Below are 15516 nucleotides of genomic sequence, written 5' to 3' on the forward strand. Positions count from 1 at the left end.
GCTGGCGCTGTCGCTGCGCTGCCTTGGGCCCTTGCTACTTCGCATCCTCTTTCTGCGACCCGATCGCCCAGGCGTAGGGCAGTTCGGTGCCGTTGATCGCCCAATCACCAACGATTCGCTGCTTGAACACGACGGGGTTGTGCGAGGACACGGTGCGAGCGTTGCGCCAGTACCGGTCGAGTTTCTTCGCCTCCGAGGCCGCTGAAGCGCTGAGCGCGTTGAAGAGTTTGCTCGTCGCATCGAGTGCGAGGTCAATGATGACCACCTGTCCCTGTGCCGATTCCAGCTCGGCGCGCTGGTTGATTCGCTGCTCGGTGTCCTGGTCCTGGTCCTGGTCGCCGAAGAAACGCGCGAGATACGCATCCTGGGAAGTCTCGGCCGCACGAACCGCGATGGCCCGTGCCGCGAATCCCTGCGAAGTCGCGACCCCGACCACCTGCTGCACGAGCGGATCCTGGCTCCACTGATCGCTTGAACCGTGGCTGAAAACGCGCTTGCGCGCAGCCGCTTGCTTCGCCACCTCTGCCGACGCGGCCTCGACGATACCGGCCAGCGTCGCGAGGTGCACGAGTTGGTAGAACGCGGTCTGATAGCGGAACCGCTCGGTAAACACGGTGATGTTCTCGGCATCCACCGCCGCATTCGTGAACACCGTTGTGCCGCTCCCCGTGGTGCGCTGGCCGAAACCATCCCAGTCGTCACTGATCGCTACGCCGGGCTGGTGCCTGTTGACGAGCGCAATGACCGGCTCATTGTCGGAGTCACGGCCCGCATACACGTCGAGCCAGTCGGCGTAGATGCTGCCGGTGGTGTAGAACTTTGCGCCATTTACCCGGAGTCCCTCGGCGGTTTCACTCACGCGGGTGTTGATATCGCCGACCTTGACCGCGCCCACTTCCGTCCACGCGTTGCCGGCAGTCTCGCCGGCGACGAAGCGCGCAAACCACGCCGACTGGTCACTCGTCGCGTGCTGATTGAGACGGTCCTCGACGTATGCGAAGTGGCCACGCAGCGCCTGCGCGATATTCGAGTCGGCGGCCGCCAGTTCGGTGAGCAGCTCAATCAGTTGCGGCACGGATGCGCCATCACCGCCGTACTTTTTCGGCACCCGCACGGCACCAAACCCGGCGCGCTTCAGCAGCTCGATCTCCGCCTGCGGCAGTCGACGCACACGCTCACGCTCCACCGCGGTTTCAGCGATCTGCTGGAAGAGCGGCCGGAACTTCTCCGCCAGCACCTCGTAGTCGGTGCCGAGTGAGAGTTCCTCGCGCACGTGCTCGGGGAGCTGGTCTGCGGATACGCGGGGCCTGGCGGTCGCTCCGGCGCTGTCGGGTGCGCCGCCGTTCTTGTGCTGGTCAATCACTTGAGTCATGAGATAGGTCCCTTCGTTGACGTTTGCCGCAGGATGCGTGGCTGTATTTGCGGATGCATTGCGAAGGAAGTTACGTGGGCCATCCCTCGGGGTCGCGCCACATGTCAAAAGATGACGCGCAATTACGTCGGGTGTAACACTGCGTCAGTGGGCGACATCTTCGGGACGCCGTCGTTGACCGTGGGGCTTGCAGCATTCAGATTTCTCAGCAAGTGATTTGCGGCTGAAGACCGCCGACCACCGACCACCCTGTCGCACCCACTGAAAGCGAGCATCCAACTGTGTCCCAAACAACCGCATCCCAAACAACCGTGTCGCATCCCGCATCCCTCATTACCGCACCCGAACAGCTGCTGAATCGCTGGCAGAACGTGCCCCGCCCCACGAGTCACGAAGGGTGGCTGGACCGTGCGCAAGACGTGGCGGACATCCTCGCTGCTGATGCCGTGGAACGCGACCGCGCGAATCAGGCTCCCCACAACGAAGTGCAGTTGCTCAAGAACGCCGGCCTGGTCACCGCGCTTGGCCCCGCTGCCCACGGCGGTGCGGAACTTCCATGGCATGTCGTGAACAAGATCGTCCGGATTATTTCGCGCGCGGACGGCTCGATCGGGCAGCTGCTCGGCTATCACTACCTCTGGGCGTGGGCGGTTCGGCTTGTCGGCACCGAGGCGCAAATCGCCGCGGTCGAGGAGCTTTACACGACCAATAATTTCTTCTTTGGTGGCGCAGTCAATCCGCGTGACAGCGACCTGACCATCGCGGAAGACGGCGAGGAACTCGTCTTCAACGGCCACAAGTCCTTCTCGACCGGTGGCCGGGTTACCGACCTCACGGTGTTGGAGGGCGTGTTGCAGGGTACCGATACGCACATTTTTGCGATCGTGCCGTCGAAGCAGGAGGGCATCATCTTCGCTGGCGATTGGGACAATCTCGGTCAGCGTCTCACCGAATCGGGTTCCGTTGAGATTCGGGATGTGCGCATCGACTGGTCGGGGGCTGCGGGCTTCGTGGACAGGGTGTTCCAGCCGCTCGCCTACAACACCTTGAACGTCCCGGGGCTGCAGGCGGTGTTCAACAACATCTACCTCGGCATTGCGGAAGGCGCGCTCGCCACCGCATCCGCCTATACGCGCGAGCATACGCGCGCTTGGCCCTTCGGCGGCGAAGGAAAACAGCGCGGAACCGAAGAGTTCTACATTCGCGAAGGCTACGGTTCGCTGGCATCGAAGCTTTGGGCGGATGCGGCGCTCATCGACCAGATCGACCTCGAGATCAGTGAGGTGCTGCATGCACCGCGCGAAGAGTTGACCGAACGTCGTCGCGGCGAAGTTGCGGTGCGCGTGGCAGCCGGCAAAGTGCGCATCATCGAAGATGGTCTCGAGATTGCGTCGAAGATCTACGAGCTCACGGGCGCTCGCGCGAGTGCGAACTCGGTCGGGCTCGACATTTACTGGCGAAACCTGCGCACCCACAGCCTCCACGATCCGCTGCCCTACAAGAAACACGAAGTCGGCAAGTTCGTGCTGACCGGCGAGATCCCCGAGCCCACGTGGTACAGCTAGCGGTGCCGTGAGCTGGCGCGCATCTGGCGCGCAATCATGGGCGGTAACGCTCATCATGGCTCGTACTTCAACCATGATGAGCGTTACCAACCATGATTACGGCTTGCCGGGCGCAACGGTTGCGGCACAGACCGCTTGCCGCGTGTACCTCAGAGCCTGACCCGACGCATCCATTTAATTCCCGGGATGTCTTAGAAGGACATCAACAGTCATGTTCGGAAGTCTCCCGTCGCCTGGCGTCACGCGCCCTTTTCGTGACTCGCCCCGCTTTCTACGGTTGACACATTCATCAGCGAAGGAGCTTCCAATGAACCAGCCACTCCATTTCAATGCGTTCGTCATGAACACGAACTCGCACATCCAGCACGGGCACTGGCGCCGGCCCGACGCCGAGCAGGTCAATTTCGAGGACGTCGATGTGTGGATCAATCTGGCGAAGACACTCGAGGAAGCGAAATTCGACTCGATGTTCTTCGCGGACGTCACCGGGCACTACGGCGATGCGGACGCCGACTACGAGGTCTACACGCGCCACGGCCTGCAGATCCCAAGCAATGATCCGACCGTCTTGCTCGGTGCGCTCGCCGTGGTGACCGAGCACCTCGGTCTTGCCCTCACCTCGAACGTCGCTCAGAATCATCCGTTCAACTTCGCGCGACAGGTGTCGACGCTCGACCACATTTCCCGCGGTCGAATTGCCTGGAACATTGTCACCGGTACGCAGGACAACGGCGCCAGAAACTTCGGCCTGCCGCAGCTGGTCGACCACAGCGAGCGATATCGCTGGGCCGAAGAGTATGTCGATGTCGTTTACAAGCTTTGGGAAGGTTCGTGGGATGAGGGCGCACTCCTGAAAGACAAGGAGCGCGGCATCTACGCCGACGTTTCGAAGATCCACAAGATCCACCATGAGAGCGAGCGCTATCGCGTCGAAGGCCCGCACCTGCCCTCGCCGTCCCCGCAGCGCACACCGCTGCTCTTTCAAGCGGGCTCCTCCGCATCCGGTCGCAAGTTTGCCGCAGAACACGCCGAGGCAACGTTCATCATCTCGCCATCCCCTGAAATCGCGCGGCAGCAGATTGACGAAACCCGCGCGCTTGCGGAAGCCGCCGGTCGCCATCGGAACGACATCAAGTTCTTCCAGGGCTTGAGTTTCGTGATCGGCGACACCGAAATCGAAGCGAACGAAAAGGCTGAGGAATTCACCCGCTGGTCGAGCAATGAGGGCTACCTCGCGCACTCAGCTCTCGTGGACGACAATGGGCGCGTATACCCACCCAACACACCGCTCAAAGACATCAACACGAACACGGCACGAGGGTTCCTCGAGTGGACGAGTCGGGCAATCACCGACCGCGAACCCGTCGTTCAAGACGTTGCTGTTCGGGTCGGTGGCGCAAACCGCGTCGTCGGCACTCCCGAGCAGATTGCGGATCAACTCGAGCGCTGGCAAGCCGCGGGCGTGGACGGGATCAACGTCATCAACTGGGTGATTCCCGGTTCCTTCGAGGAATTCGCCGACAAGGTGCTGCCGGTGCTGCGGGAGCGCGGCCTCGCGCAAAGCGAGTACGCACCGGGCCCGCTGCGACAGAAGCTGTTCGGCGAGGCGTGCCTGAACGAGCGCCACCCCGCGGCTCGCTATCGCGGCGCGTTCGCGCGGGATGCGGCAGGGCAGCTCGCGTAGGTCTAGTTGCCGTAGTCCGGGGCCGGGTCTACGCCGAGGAACTCCTCATACGTGGTCGCACCGGACTCGTGGTACTCGGTGGCAGCATCCACACCGATGAAGCGGAAGTGCCAGGGCTCATACGAGTATCCGGTGATCGCGGTCTCGCCCTCTTCGTACCGCAGGATGAACCCGTACTGCCAGGAGTTCTCGGCGAGCCACTGGCCAGCTTCGGTCTCGCCAAAGCACTCCTGCAGGATGCAGTAGGGATCGCTTCCCGGGGCAGAGATATCGGCCGCGAGCCCGGTCTGGTGCTCACTGTATCCGGGGCGCGCGCTCGTTTCGTCGGCGGTTTCTTGACCTCGCTCGGAAACGTAGCCGTCATAGAGCTGGGTCTGCAGGTCGTAATCGCGATAGCCGCTGGTCATGTCGAGGACGTGGCCGGCTTCCGCAGCCGCCGCGAACAACTCCTGGATACCGAGTGCCGCATCCTCGCGGAGCGCGTGGCCGTTGATCGAATCAATACCGATATCGCTCATATACACGAGCGGCTCGGGGGCGTAATCGGCGGGGTCGAGCGGAGTGCGCTTGTTCAGCAGCACGGTCACGCTTGACGCGGTCGAGATGTCGAGGTCGGTCGTTGACTCCGCTGCGGTGGTCTCCGGGGTGTTCGTCGCGTCGCCAGTCGGCGCGGTGGATGCGCCGTCACCGGTGGGTGCGCCCGGTGCCGTCGAAGTCGTGGGCTGGTCCGGAGCAGTCGTCGGCGAGACAACCGCAGTCGTCGGCGAGACAACACTAAGTGGCTCGTTCGGGGCACCCCAACCGGCAGCGATTCCGATACCGATTACCGTCAGCGCAACGAGCGCAACACTGCCAACGACGCGCGCGATCTGCGGTGCCTTAGAAGAGGATGCCGCAGCTTCGTCGGGCTCAGCAGTCACGTCGTATCTCCTCGGATTCAGGCAGGTATCTCCGCGCTCGGGCGGTCCGGCTCAATCGAGCCTCGCATAGCTTCCCACATCCGTGGAAATCTGCGGCCCTGACTCCCCAGCCCTAGCGGAAGTCGTCCGCGTCCTCCTCGGACTCGTCTTCGTAGCGAGCCACATTGCGCGGTTCCCACAGCACGATTTCGTTGCGAGCACGGATGCGGCTGCCGCGAGTGACAGCAATGATTTCGCCGTGTCCGGCAGCAAACACCCGCTGACGGTTAATGCGTTCCTCGGCGAGTTCGTGCTCGAGCTGCTGCATCCGTTTGCGCAGAATGCGGTTCTCTTCCCGCAGTTCGATAATGCGCAGGATGCCCTCCAGGCTCACCCCAGCTTCCGAGAGCTGGGAGATTTCCCGCAGCTTTGCAATATCGGCGAGCGAATAGCGCCGCACCCGGCCCGAAGTGCGCTCGGGTACCACAAGCCCCATCCGGTCATATTGCCGCAAGGTCTGCGGGTGCATCTGCGCGAGGTCGGCAGCGATGGCAATCGAGAATACCGGTGCGTCCTCATCGAGATTCGGCGTGGGTGGGATTGTCATCGCTACCTCCTATCGAGCAAATGGATGTTGGACTCTACCGAACGCTACACGCGTGCCTCACGCAAGAGGTCATCGCGGGGGTTGTCGGCAGGGGATGCGCTAATAAAGTCATCGAGCGCTTTTTCCTGTTCCTGCGTGAGTCGGTTCGGGACGACCACGGCGAGTTCCACCACCATGTCGCCGGTGGCAGATTTCGTCTTCACGCCACGGCCCTTGACGCGCAGTTTCTTCCCCGACTGGGAAAACTCGGGCACGCGGACCTTGACGGTCTTATCGTCGATGGTCGGCACTTCGATTGTGGCGCCCTTGACGGCTTCCGCAAAGGTGATTGGCGCGGTAACAACGATGTTGTTGCCGTCCCGCTTAAACACGGGGTGTGGCCGCACGCTCACTTCGAGGATGAGGTCACCCGCAGGTCCGCCCTGGTACCCCGGGGAGCCTTTACCGCGCAGCCGAATCTTTTGGCCATCCTTCACCCCGGCGGGGATGCGCACGGTAATGACGCGGCCGTCGCCGGCCTGCAGGTCGATCGTGTCACCCTTGATGGCGGTCATGAAGTTCAGGGTTGTGGATGCGCGTTGGTCCGCACCTTTCGGCGAGGCTTGGAAGCCTGCCGGTCCGCCGGCCCCGGCGCCGAACATCCCGCCAAAGAGGTCTTCGAAGTTGCCCGCACCGGAGGTTGAGTAGCTGCGGCCGCCCTGCTGGAAGCCGCCCTGACTGAAGCCGCCCTGGCCGAACATCCCGCCGAAGAGGTCTTCGAAATTGCCTGCACCGCCAGGACCGCCCGGCCCGGCGGAGAAGCGTGCGCCCGCGCCCATCGCACGAATTTGGTCGTACTCCTTGCGCTTATCGGCGTCGGAGAGCACGTCATAGGCTTCGGAGATCTCTTTGAATTTCTCTTCGGCGGCCTTGTCCCCGGGATTTGAATCCGGGTGGTACTTGCGCGCGAGCTTGCGGTAGACCTTCCGCAGCTCCGCGTCGCTGATGTCTTTGTCGACATCGAGCGTCTTATAGAAGTCTTTTTCAAACCAGTCTTGGCTTGCCATGGACTTCGTCTCCTTTCAAGATCACGGTATTGCCAGCCCTGTGGGCAAATGGGGGCACCCGCGTGAGCGAGCACCCCCATCCATTTCGCCGCTATTCGGCCGGGACAAACACCGCGACCTTGGCGGGACGAATCTCTCGCTCACCAATTCGGTATCCAAGCTGGACCACGTCGGCGATCGTGTGCTCGGTCACTTCGGGATTCGGGATCTGCGCGATCGCTTCGTGGATGTTCGGGTCGAAGGCCTCTTCCTTCTCGCCATACGCTTCCACGCCGAGTTTCTCGATTGTGGCGTAGAACTTCGCCACGATCACCTGCAGCGCGCTGCCCTCGGGGAGGTCCCCCGCGGTCTCGGCGCGACCGAGGTCGTCCAAGACCGGGAGGAACTGCTTGACGATCTCGGCCGCAGTCGCGTCACCAAGTTCGCTCTTCTCCCGCTCGGTGCGACGGCGATAGTTGGTGTACTCAGCCTGCACCCGACGCAGGTCGTCGAGGCGCTCCCGCGCGAGGCGCGCATCCTCGGTCTCTTCGACCGCGGCTGCGGATTCCTCGGGCAGATCAGAAGCTGCGGATGCGTTCATCGCTTCGTTGAGGAGGGATGCGAGGTCTTCGTCCGAGATGGTTTCTCGGTCGAGGTCCTCGGCCGCCTCTTCGTCTGCTGGTGCGTCGTCAGCCGTAGCGTCACTCGCAGCCGCTTCCGCGTCGAGGTTCGGCTCGCGAACCTTCCCGGTCTCCGGGTCGATCCGACGCTTGTCGCGAATGATCGGCTCTTCGTTCTCGGCAGGGTCTCGTTCGCCCCTGTTCTGCTCAGTCATCGACTAGTTCTTCTTCTCTTCGTCGTCTTCGTCTACAACTTCAGCATCGACGATGTCCTCGTCAGCGTCGGTCGCTTCGCCTTCGGTCGGGGCCTGCGGGGCTTCGCCCTCTTCGGCCTGCTGAGCGTAGATAGCCTGACCGAGCTTCTGCTGCGACTCATTGAGCTTGTCGAATGCGGTCTTGACAGCCTCGTCGTCTTCGCCGGCGAGCGCAGTCTTCAGCGCGTCGACGTCGGCCTGCACGTCATTCTTGACGTCGGCGGGGAGCTTCTCGTCGTTGTCGGAGATGATCTTTTCGACCTGGTAGACCGTCGACTCAGCGAGGTTGCGGCGCTCGGCAGCGTCGCGACGCTCCTTGTCCTCTGCCTCGTGTTCGGCAGCTTCCTTGACCATGCGGTCGATGTCTTCTTGCGGGAGGCTCGAGCCGCCCGAGATGGTCATCGACTGCTCGGTGTTGGTGGCTTTGTCCTTCGCGGAGACGTGCACGATACCGTTCGCGTCGATGTCGAAGGTGACCTCAACCTGCGGAATACCGCGCGGAGCCGGTGCGATACCGGTCAACTCGAAGGTGCCGAGCGGCTTGTTGTCGCGCGTGAACTCGCGCTCACCCTGGAACACCTGGATCTGCACCGAAGGCTGATTGTCTTCCGCCGTCGTAAAGGTCTCGGAACGCTTGGTCGGGATCGCGGTGTTGCGCTCAATGAGCTTGGTCATGATGCCACCCTTGGTCTCGATTCCGAGGCTCAGCGGGGTGACGTCGATGAGGAGAACGTCCTTGCGCTCACCCTTGAGAACACCTGCCTGGAGGGCCGCACCCACGGCGACAACCTCATCCGGGTTCACACCCTTGTTGGGTTCCTGACCACCGGTGAGCTGCTTGACGAGCTCCGAAACGGCGGGCATACGGGTCGAACCACCGACGAGCACGACGTGGTCGATGTCGCCAACCTTGACGCCTGCTTCCGCGATGACGTCGTTGAAGGGCTTCTTGGTGCGGTCGAGGAGGTCCTTGGTGAGTTCTTCGAACTTGGCGCGGCTGAGGCTTGCGTCAAGGTTCGCGGGGCCCGAGTCGGTCAGCGAAAGGTAGGGCAGCTGGATGGAGGTGCTGGTCGAGTTCGACAGCTCCTTCTTTGCCTGCTCAGCGGCTTCCTTGAGGCGCTGGAGCGCGATCTTGTCATTCGAGACGTCGACACCGGTCTGGCTCTTGAATTCCTTCGTGAGGTATTCGACGACGCGCTGGTCCCAGTCGTCACCACCGAGGCGGTTGTCACCGGCAGTTGCGCGAACCTGGATGGTCGAGAAGTCGTCGTCCTTACCCACTTCGAGGAGGGAGACGTCGAAGGTACCGCCACCGAGGTCGAAGACGAGGATGAGTTCGTCTTCCTTACCCTTGTCGAGGCCGTATGCGAGGGCTGCTGCGGTGGGCTCGTTGATGATGCGGAGCACGTTGAGGCCCGCGATCTCGCCGGCTTCCTTCGTGGCCTGACGCTCAGCGTCGTTGAAGTAGGCGGGAACGGTGATGACCGCGTCGGTCACACTGTCACCGAGGTAGGTTTCGGCGTCGCGCTTGAGCTTGCCGAGCGTACGCGCCGAGATCTCCTGCGGCGTGTACTTCTTGTCGTCGAGCGACTGAGTCCAGTCAGTACCCATGTGGCGCTTGACGGATGCGATGGTGCGGTCGACGTTCGTGACGGCCTGGCGCTTGGCAGTTTCACCGACGAGCACCTCGCCATCCTTGGCGAATGCGACGACCGAGGGGGTCGTACGCATTCCCTCGGCGTTGGCGATGACCTTCGGCTCGCCACCTTCGAGGACTGCAACGACAGAGTTCGTGGTTCCGAGGTCAATACCAACGGCACGTGACATGTGTTCTCCTTTTGGCTTTTCTTAGTGCGGTCTGCGGTTTCTCGGATGCTATGGGAGCGATTTCCCGAAGAAGCAACCTTGAGTGAACCTGACTCAAGCTTAGTCTTGAGCCGGAGCGTGTCAAGTTTGAAAAGCTGAGAGTTGAGTGGGGGTGGCTCAAGTCTTGCGGTGGCCAGGCGATCAAGACAAGGTGGGCCACCACACTCAGCGATATTCCAGGCGCAACCGGTCCTGTGCATAGTGGAGCACGGCAACAACTTCAATCAGCTCGGACTCCTCGAATACCCGATACCAGAGGTGGTAAGGAAAGACGTCCGTCTTGACGTTCCGCAGTCCCCGATATGCGACACGCGCCAACAGAGGTCGATCGCGAATTACTTCAATGGCGAGGTCGATTTTCTCTACGAAACGCTCAACCTCATGGGGCGCTTCGGCCAGGTACCAGTCAATTGCCTGACTGTAGTCATCATCTGCGGTCCGACGAAAAACTAGTTGAAAGGTCACGCAGATTTCTTCGCTGCAGAAATTTTGCGTTGCCCTCGCGCACGGACGTCCCCCCAGGAAACATGGTCATCAGGGTGGGCGTCTGCTTCGCGAATCCGGGCATCCAGTTGGCTAGCGAGTTCCGGGTCGACCTCGATGTGTAATGAATCGTCGATCGCATCACGAAGCTCGCGACGGGTAGCTGCATCGAGCTGCAGCACTTTCTCCAAGAGATCGCGGTCAACCATGAGTCCAAAATACTCCCGAAACCTGACTATTCAGCTTTGAGTCACACGTATGCGTGCTTGGCGCGTCGCATGCACCACCTCGAGAAACTGATCCGCGAGTTGCCGCGACCCCGCACGCATCCGTGCCTCAACTTGCTCAAACGCAGCAATCTGCGATTCAAATGCCGCTGAGCGATCGGGGTTCTCGGCGAGATCTTCAATGCACCACTCTCTGAACCGAGCCAAGCCCGCTTCGGGGTGAAATTGCACGCCCCAAGCCGACCCGATTCGGAAAGCCTGATGCGCGTAGTCAACGCCGGTACCGAGCAACACAGCCCCCGGCGGCAGCACATCAATCCCGTCGGAATGAAATGCCGCAGATATGAAATCATTCGGAAGCCCGCCGAACACTGCGTCATCGGCCGCCGCATCGGTCCACGACACTTCGACCGCGCCCGATTCGAGGCCCTGCGGCGCAGAGACCTTGACGCTCCCGCCCATCGTCGCGGCAATCAGTTGCCCTCCGAGACAAATACCCAGCGTCGGAATTTCCTTGTCGGCAGCGTCCCTAATGAGCGACCGGACGTCCTCGAGCCAAGGAGCCCGTTCATCTGCGTAGGCATTCATGTGACCGCCAAGAACAATCAGGCTGTCTTCCGCGACCTCGCGTGGCAGCGGTTCCCCCGAATAGGGGCGAATGACCCGAACGGTGACCGCGGCATCCTCGAGCCAGCCAGCGAACTGCGCCAGGTCCGCGGCCTCGTCGGGTTGGATCACGAGCACCGAAGGCTGCGCGCCGGATGCCTCAGAGGACATCGATTCAGGATGCGCAGTTTCGGGATCCGCAACCGCCGGAGCTGCCTTGAGTTCCGATACAGCTTGGTGAGTCGTGTCCTGCGACATTCGATCCCTCTTTCCTCCGAATAACCAGACGACACGCTCAACAATTCGGCGTCGGCCCTGCATTCCTCGCACCGGCACCGATCTGAGCGTTCTTGCTCGGACTCTATCCCACCGGTTGCGGTTTCGGGCGCTCTGAGCGATCTTGCACTATCCGCTTATCGAAGCGGCCGCTCTCACCTACCAAATCAGGAGAGAGCGGCCACTGCGCACGAACGATTAGAGCACCTTGGACAGGAACGCCTGCGTCCGTTCGTGCTGCGGGTTGGTAATCACTTGATTGGGAGGTCCTGCCTCGACGACGTAGCCCTGGTCCATAAAGATCACTTCGTCCGCGACCTCACGAGCAAAGCCCATCTCGTGCGTAACCACAATCATGCTCATTCCTGTGAGTGCGAGGTCCTTCATTACATTGAGTACTTCCCCAACGAGTTCCGGGTCCAGCGCCGAAGTCGGCTCATCAAAAAGCATCAGGCTCGGTTCCATCGCCATCGCACGAGCGATCGCGATGCGCTGCTGCTGTCCACCTGAGAGCTGTGAGGGATAGTGCTTCTCGTGCGTGGATAACCCGACTTTGTCGAGTAAATAGCGAGCCTTTTCAACCGCATCCTTTTTCGAGACACCTTTAACTTTGGTGGGACCCTCAATGATGTTCTGCATCACCGTCATGTGCTGGAACAGGTTGAACTGCTGAAATACCATGCCCGTCTCGCGACGACGCTTCGCGATGGATTCCTCGCGCATCTCGTAGAGCTTGCCGTTTCGGTAGTCGTAGCCGACAAGCTGACCGTTCACCTCGATGGTGCCGCCGTCATGAGTTTCGAGGTGGTTAATACACCGAAGAAAAGTGCTCTTCCCCGATCCTGAAGGCCCAACAATGCAGGCGACCTTGCCCGTCTGCAGGGAAAGATCAATGCCTTTCAACACATCATTCGAACCGAATGACTTCGTGACGCCCTGCGCAACCAAGACTTTTTCATTTTTCATGAGTTACCTCCCCGCAAAGTGACGTTCGACGCGGCCTTGGGCAAGCGTCAACACCGTCGTGACGACCAGGTACCAGATGCAGACCACAATCAGCAGTGGAATGGTCTCGTAGGTTCGCGCGTATATGAGCTGTGCCGAGTGCAGTAGATCCGCCATCGCGATCACACTCACAAGCGAGGTGTTCTTGAGTAACGTGATGAACTCATTGCCCACCGGCGGAATGATCGCTGGCATGGCCTGCGGCAGGATGATTCGGCGATAGATCAGGCCGGGCGTCATCCCGACAGCCTGGGCGGCTTCGCGCTGTCCCTTCCCGACCGAGATGATGCCGCCGCGCACGACTTCGGCGATATAGGCCGCTTGGTTGAGTCCCAAACCGAGAATCGCGGCAGTGAGCGGCGTAATGAGGTCGTTCGCCTGCAGGCCAAAAATCCTCGGATAGAGCGCCCCGAAGTTATACCAAAAGATCAGCTGCACGAGCACGGGAGTGCCGCGGAAGAACCAGATGTACGCGCCCGCGAGCAGCTGCGCAATCTTGGTTGAGGACAGGCGCATGATCGCGAGCAGGAGACCAAGGATGATACCGATGACCATTCCGACGACGGTCAGCACGAGGGTATTCCCGAGTCCGGTGAGAATCTGCGGGTTAAAGAGGTACTCAAGGACGGTGAGCCATTGGAATCGCGAATTGGTTGCGACGCTGTACCCAACGATGATGACCGAGGCCACCAACAGCACGGTCAGGATGTTGCGGACGGGGTGCCGGAGCGGAATGACCGGTGGTTCTTCATTGGGCTCGGTCTTATGTCCTTGCGACGTCGCATCGGGCGGCGCCGCTGATGAGTTTTGAATCGTCATGGTCGCGGCCTACCAAGTGATTTCGGGGTTGAGTTCGGCCTCGGTGATACCGCTGTCGACAAGACCCCAACCATTGAGGATTTCTGTATAGGTGCCGTCATCAATAAGTTGCTGAAGGGCAGCTTCCACAGCAGGTCCGAGCTCCGAGTCTTTTGGCAGCGCGAGTCCAGTCGGGTAGGGCTCAAGGTGATGCCCGACAATTTCGGCGTCATCGGCTTGATCCACGAGGTATGCAACGTTGGTGGTGCCGTTCCAGTAGAGTTCCACGCGGTCTGACTGCATGGCGAGCCAGGCGTCGTTGGCGGTCGGGAAGACATTCAGGTCGATGGCCGCTTCGCCATTCTCTTCACAAGTGGCGCTCTGCTCCTCACCAAATTCGTGCTGGCGTGAGCCCTGCATGACGGCAACCGACATGCCGCACAGGTCTTCGATTGTGACATCCGTGAGGCCGGAGTCAGCGCTCGCGGCAAATGCCTGATTGACCAAAATCAGCGTGACAAAGTCGATTGTTTCCGCGCGCTCGGGTGTAATTCCGATCTGGCCAGCAGCCATTTCAAAGCGCTCGGACTGCAACCCCGGAATCATGGACGCGAATTCAGTGATTTGCCACTCCACCTCGAGACCAAGCACTTCCCCCACGGCCTCGGCAATTTCAATCTCATAGCCAGCGAGCGAACCATCCTCATCCTGGTATCCCTCGGGCGGGAACGTTGCTGGCGTTGCGATCGTGATGGAACCCTGGTCAGCAATGTTTTCAGGGACGAGGCCAGCAGGGCCTTCGGCCGGGACGCCCTCGGTTGAGGATGCATCCGCACCGCCCTGGGCACAACCCGCCAAGGCAATCGCTAGGCCGGCGGCCATCAGGCTAAACGCAAAACGTGACTTCTTTTTCATTTCAGAACTCCTTCGTTCCTTCACTGCTACTGGTATGCGACGAATGCGCGAGTGGGTGACATGTGATCAATTGCGAAGTCTGTTTCGCCGGTGGTGACGAGCTGCGCAATTGCCTCACCCATCGACGAAGCGAACTTGAAGCCGTGACCGGAGAACCCGGTCGCCGCAATGACTCGGCCATCGGTGGAAACCGGGCCAACTACCGGGTGGTCATCAGCGGTGTATCCCTCGTGATAGGCCTCTCGACGCACCGCGATGTCGTGGAGACCGTTGAAGCCTCGGCGAACCGCTTCTCGCGTGGCCTCGACGTACTCATCTTCGATGGTGCGGTCCCAGCCGTCGGCTGCGTCGAGCAGCGTCCGCGGCAAGTGCAGGTTCACTTTGACGAAGTTCCCATCAACGCTCGGGAATGCGGTGAGGTCCAGTCCATCTCCGCGTCGGAGGGTGGGGACGAAGCGATCGGGACCGAACTCACGAGGCTGATCGGTGGGGAACCAAATGGACACGATTCGCTCGGGCCGAACCCGCGGTATTACACCCCCGAGCAGCTCATCCGCCCATGGGCCGGGCGCCACGATGACGCGATCGAAAGTCTCAGTTCCGTGATCGGTGGTGACGGTTGCCTCGGATGCACTTTCTTCCACCGCGCTGACGCGCACGCCCGTGCGGAGTTCCATTCCAGCGTGCTGAGCCTGTTCAATTGCGGAAATTACCGCTGCTTCCGGGCGCAATAGTCCGCCAAGCGGGTCATATATTCCGATTTCACCGTCGTATAGCCGCCACTGCGAGAAGCGCTCGGCCATCGCATCATGACCGAGTTCAAGCAGCTCGAGATCATATGCGTCGGCATTTTCGCGGATGCTCTGGAGATCTTCGTGGTCGGGGTTTCCGATTGTGAGCGAACCGTGCTGCTGGAAGAGTGTCCGTCCGCTTCGCTGTTGAAGCTCCTTCCACAGCGGCGCTGCAGACTGCAGCAACTCCGCGTACTCAGGCCCTTCCTTATAAGCGACCCGATACATGCGGGTTTCGCCAGCCGATGCCCCTCGATTGCTTGCGGGGGCGTACTGATCAAATCCCGTCACGGCTACGCCGCGGGCGGCGAGCCTCCATGCCGTCATCGAACCGATGGCTCCCATGCCAATGATTGCGACTCTTGGTGCAACTGCCATTCCAGCTCCATTCAGCGCTGCTCGTCTCTCGCGACATTGCGATTGAGATGACTGTAGTGGATGCTGCAGATTAGATCAAGAGCGTAGTGTCACTTCAATATTCACTACTCGGATGCGATCAGAGTTGGTCCCGATCACACCGTTT

At 60.9% G+C, this 15516-nt stretch carries 15 protein-coding genes; 2 read left to right on the plus strand and 13 right to left on the minus strand.

The window, feature by feature from the left end:
• Positions 1-34: 34 nt before the first annotated feature.
• Entirely contained in the window at positions 35-1372 is a 1338-nt protein-coding gene (locus tag ACTHXA_RS08860; RefSeq protein WP_441671474.1) for an acyl-CoA dehydrogenase family protein, read from the minus strand.
• 281 nt (positions 1373-1653) lie between these two features.
• Between ACTHXA_RS08860 and ACTHXA_RS08865 the strand changes: the two genes are divergently transcribed.
• Together ACTHXA_RS08865 and ACTHXA_RS08870 are read left to right on the plus strand one after the other, a co-directional pair.
• On the plus strand, positions 1654-2937 hold the full coding sequence (locus ACTHXA_RS08865; protein ID WP_441671476.1) for an acyl-CoA dehydrogenase family protein: 1284 nt from the start codon (positions 1654-1656) through the stop codon (positions 2935-2937).
• 307 nt (positions 2938-3244) lie between these two features.
• Positions 3245-4621, plus strand: a complete 1377-nt coding sequence (locus ACTHXA_RS08870) for an LLM class flavin-dependent oxidoreductase (RefSeq protein WP_441671478.1) — start codon at positions 3245-3247, stop codon at positions 4619-4621.
• A 2-nt stretch (positions 4622-4623) separates the two neighbouring features.
• Here ACTHXA_RS08870 and ACTHXA_RS08875 read toward each other — a convergent pair whose 3' ends face one another.
• The 12 genes from ACTHXA_RS08875 to solA form a co-directional block, all read right to left on the minus strand.
• Positions 4624-5541, minus strand: coding sequence for a D-alanyl-D-alanine carboxypeptidase family protein (locus ACTHXA_RS08875; protein WP_441671480.1), 918 nt, complete (start codon positions 5539-5541; stop codon positions 4624-4626).
• Between the two features lie 112 nt (positions 5542-5653).
• A complete protein-coding gene (locus ACTHXA_RS08880; RefSeq protein WP_441671482.1) occupies positions 5654-6127 on the minus strand; it encodes a heat shock protein transcriptional repressor HspR in 474 nt (157 codons plus the stop codon).
• A 44-nt stretch (positions 6128-6171) separates the two neighbouring features.
• Positions 6172-7173: a DnaJ C-terminal domain-containing protein gene (locus ACTHXA_RS08885; protein ID WP_441671484.1), complete on the minus strand. Its 1002-nt coding sequence runs from the start codon at positions 7171-7173 to the stop codon at positions 6172-6174.
• Positions 7174-7264: 91 nt separating this feature from the next.
• Positions 7265-7987 carry a nucleotide exchange factor GrpE gene (locus ACTHXA_RS08890; protein ID WP_441671486.1) on the minus strand — a complete coding sequence of 241 codons (723 nt, stop codon included), beginning with the start codon at positions 7985-7987 and terminating at the stop codon, positions 7265-7267.
• A 3-nt stretch (positions 7988-7990) separates the two neighbouring features.
• Positions 7991-9853, minus strand: a complete 1863-nt coding sequence (dnaK, locus tag ACTHXA_RS08895) for a molecular chaperone DnaK (protein ID WP_441671488.1) — start codon at positions 9851-9853, stop codon at positions 7991-7993.
• 204 nt (positions 9854-10057) lie between these two features.
• Positions 10058-10357 (minus strand): type II toxin-antitoxin system RelE/ParE family toxin, encoded by a 300-nt coding sequence (locus ACTHXA_RS08900; protein ID WP_441671490.1) that lies wholly within the window; start codon positions 10355-10357, stop codon positions 10058-10060.
• The gene (locus tag ACTHXA_RS08905) at positions 10354-10584 is read right to left on the minus strand and encodes a hypothetical protein (RefSeq protein WP_441671492.1); all 231 of its coding nucleotides are present in this window, start codon (positions 10582-10584) and stop codon (positions 10354-10356) included. Before ACTHXA_RS08905 ends, ACTHXA_RS08900 begins: the two co-directional genes overlap by 4 nt.
• A 30-nt stretch (positions 10585-10614) precedes the next feature.
• Positions 10615-11466, minus strand: a complete 852-nt coding sequence (locus ACTHXA_RS08910) for a type 1 glutamine amidotransferase (RefSeq protein WP_441671494.1) — start codon at positions 11464-11466, stop codon at positions 10615-10617.
• 216 nt (positions 11467-11682) lie between these two features.
• Complete coding sequence (locus ACTHXA_RS08915; protein ID WP_441671496.1) at positions 11683-12450, minus strand: amino acid ABC transporter ATP-binding protein; 768 nt, start codon at positions 12448-12450, stop codon at positions 11683-11685.
• Between the two features lie 3 nt (positions 12451-12453).
• Entirely contained in the window at positions 12454-13308 is an 855-nt protein-coding gene (locus ACTHXA_RS08920; RefSeq protein ID WP_441671498.1) for an amino acid ABC transporter permease, read from the minus strand.
• Between the two features lie 9 nt (positions 13309-13317).
• On the minus strand, positions 13318-14202 hold the full coding sequence (locus tag ACTHXA_RS08925; protein WP_441671500.1) for an ABC transporter substrate-binding protein: 885 nt from the start codon (positions 14200-14202) through the stop codon (positions 13318-13320).
• 26 nt (positions 14203-14228) lie between these two features.
• The gene (gene solA / locus ACTHXA_RS08930; RefSeq protein WP_441671502.1) at positions 14229-15371 is read right to left on the minus strand and encodes an N-methyl-L-tryptophan oxidase; all 1143 of its coding nucleotides are present in this window, start codon (positions 15369-15371) and stop codon (positions 14229-14231) included.
• Positions 15372-15516 lie beyond the last annotated feature (145 nt).

Source organism: Gulosibacter sp., from assembly GCF_052090685.1.
Taxonomy (GTDB): Bacteria; Actinomycetota; Actinomycetes; order Actinomycetales; family Microbacteriaceae; genus Gulosibacter.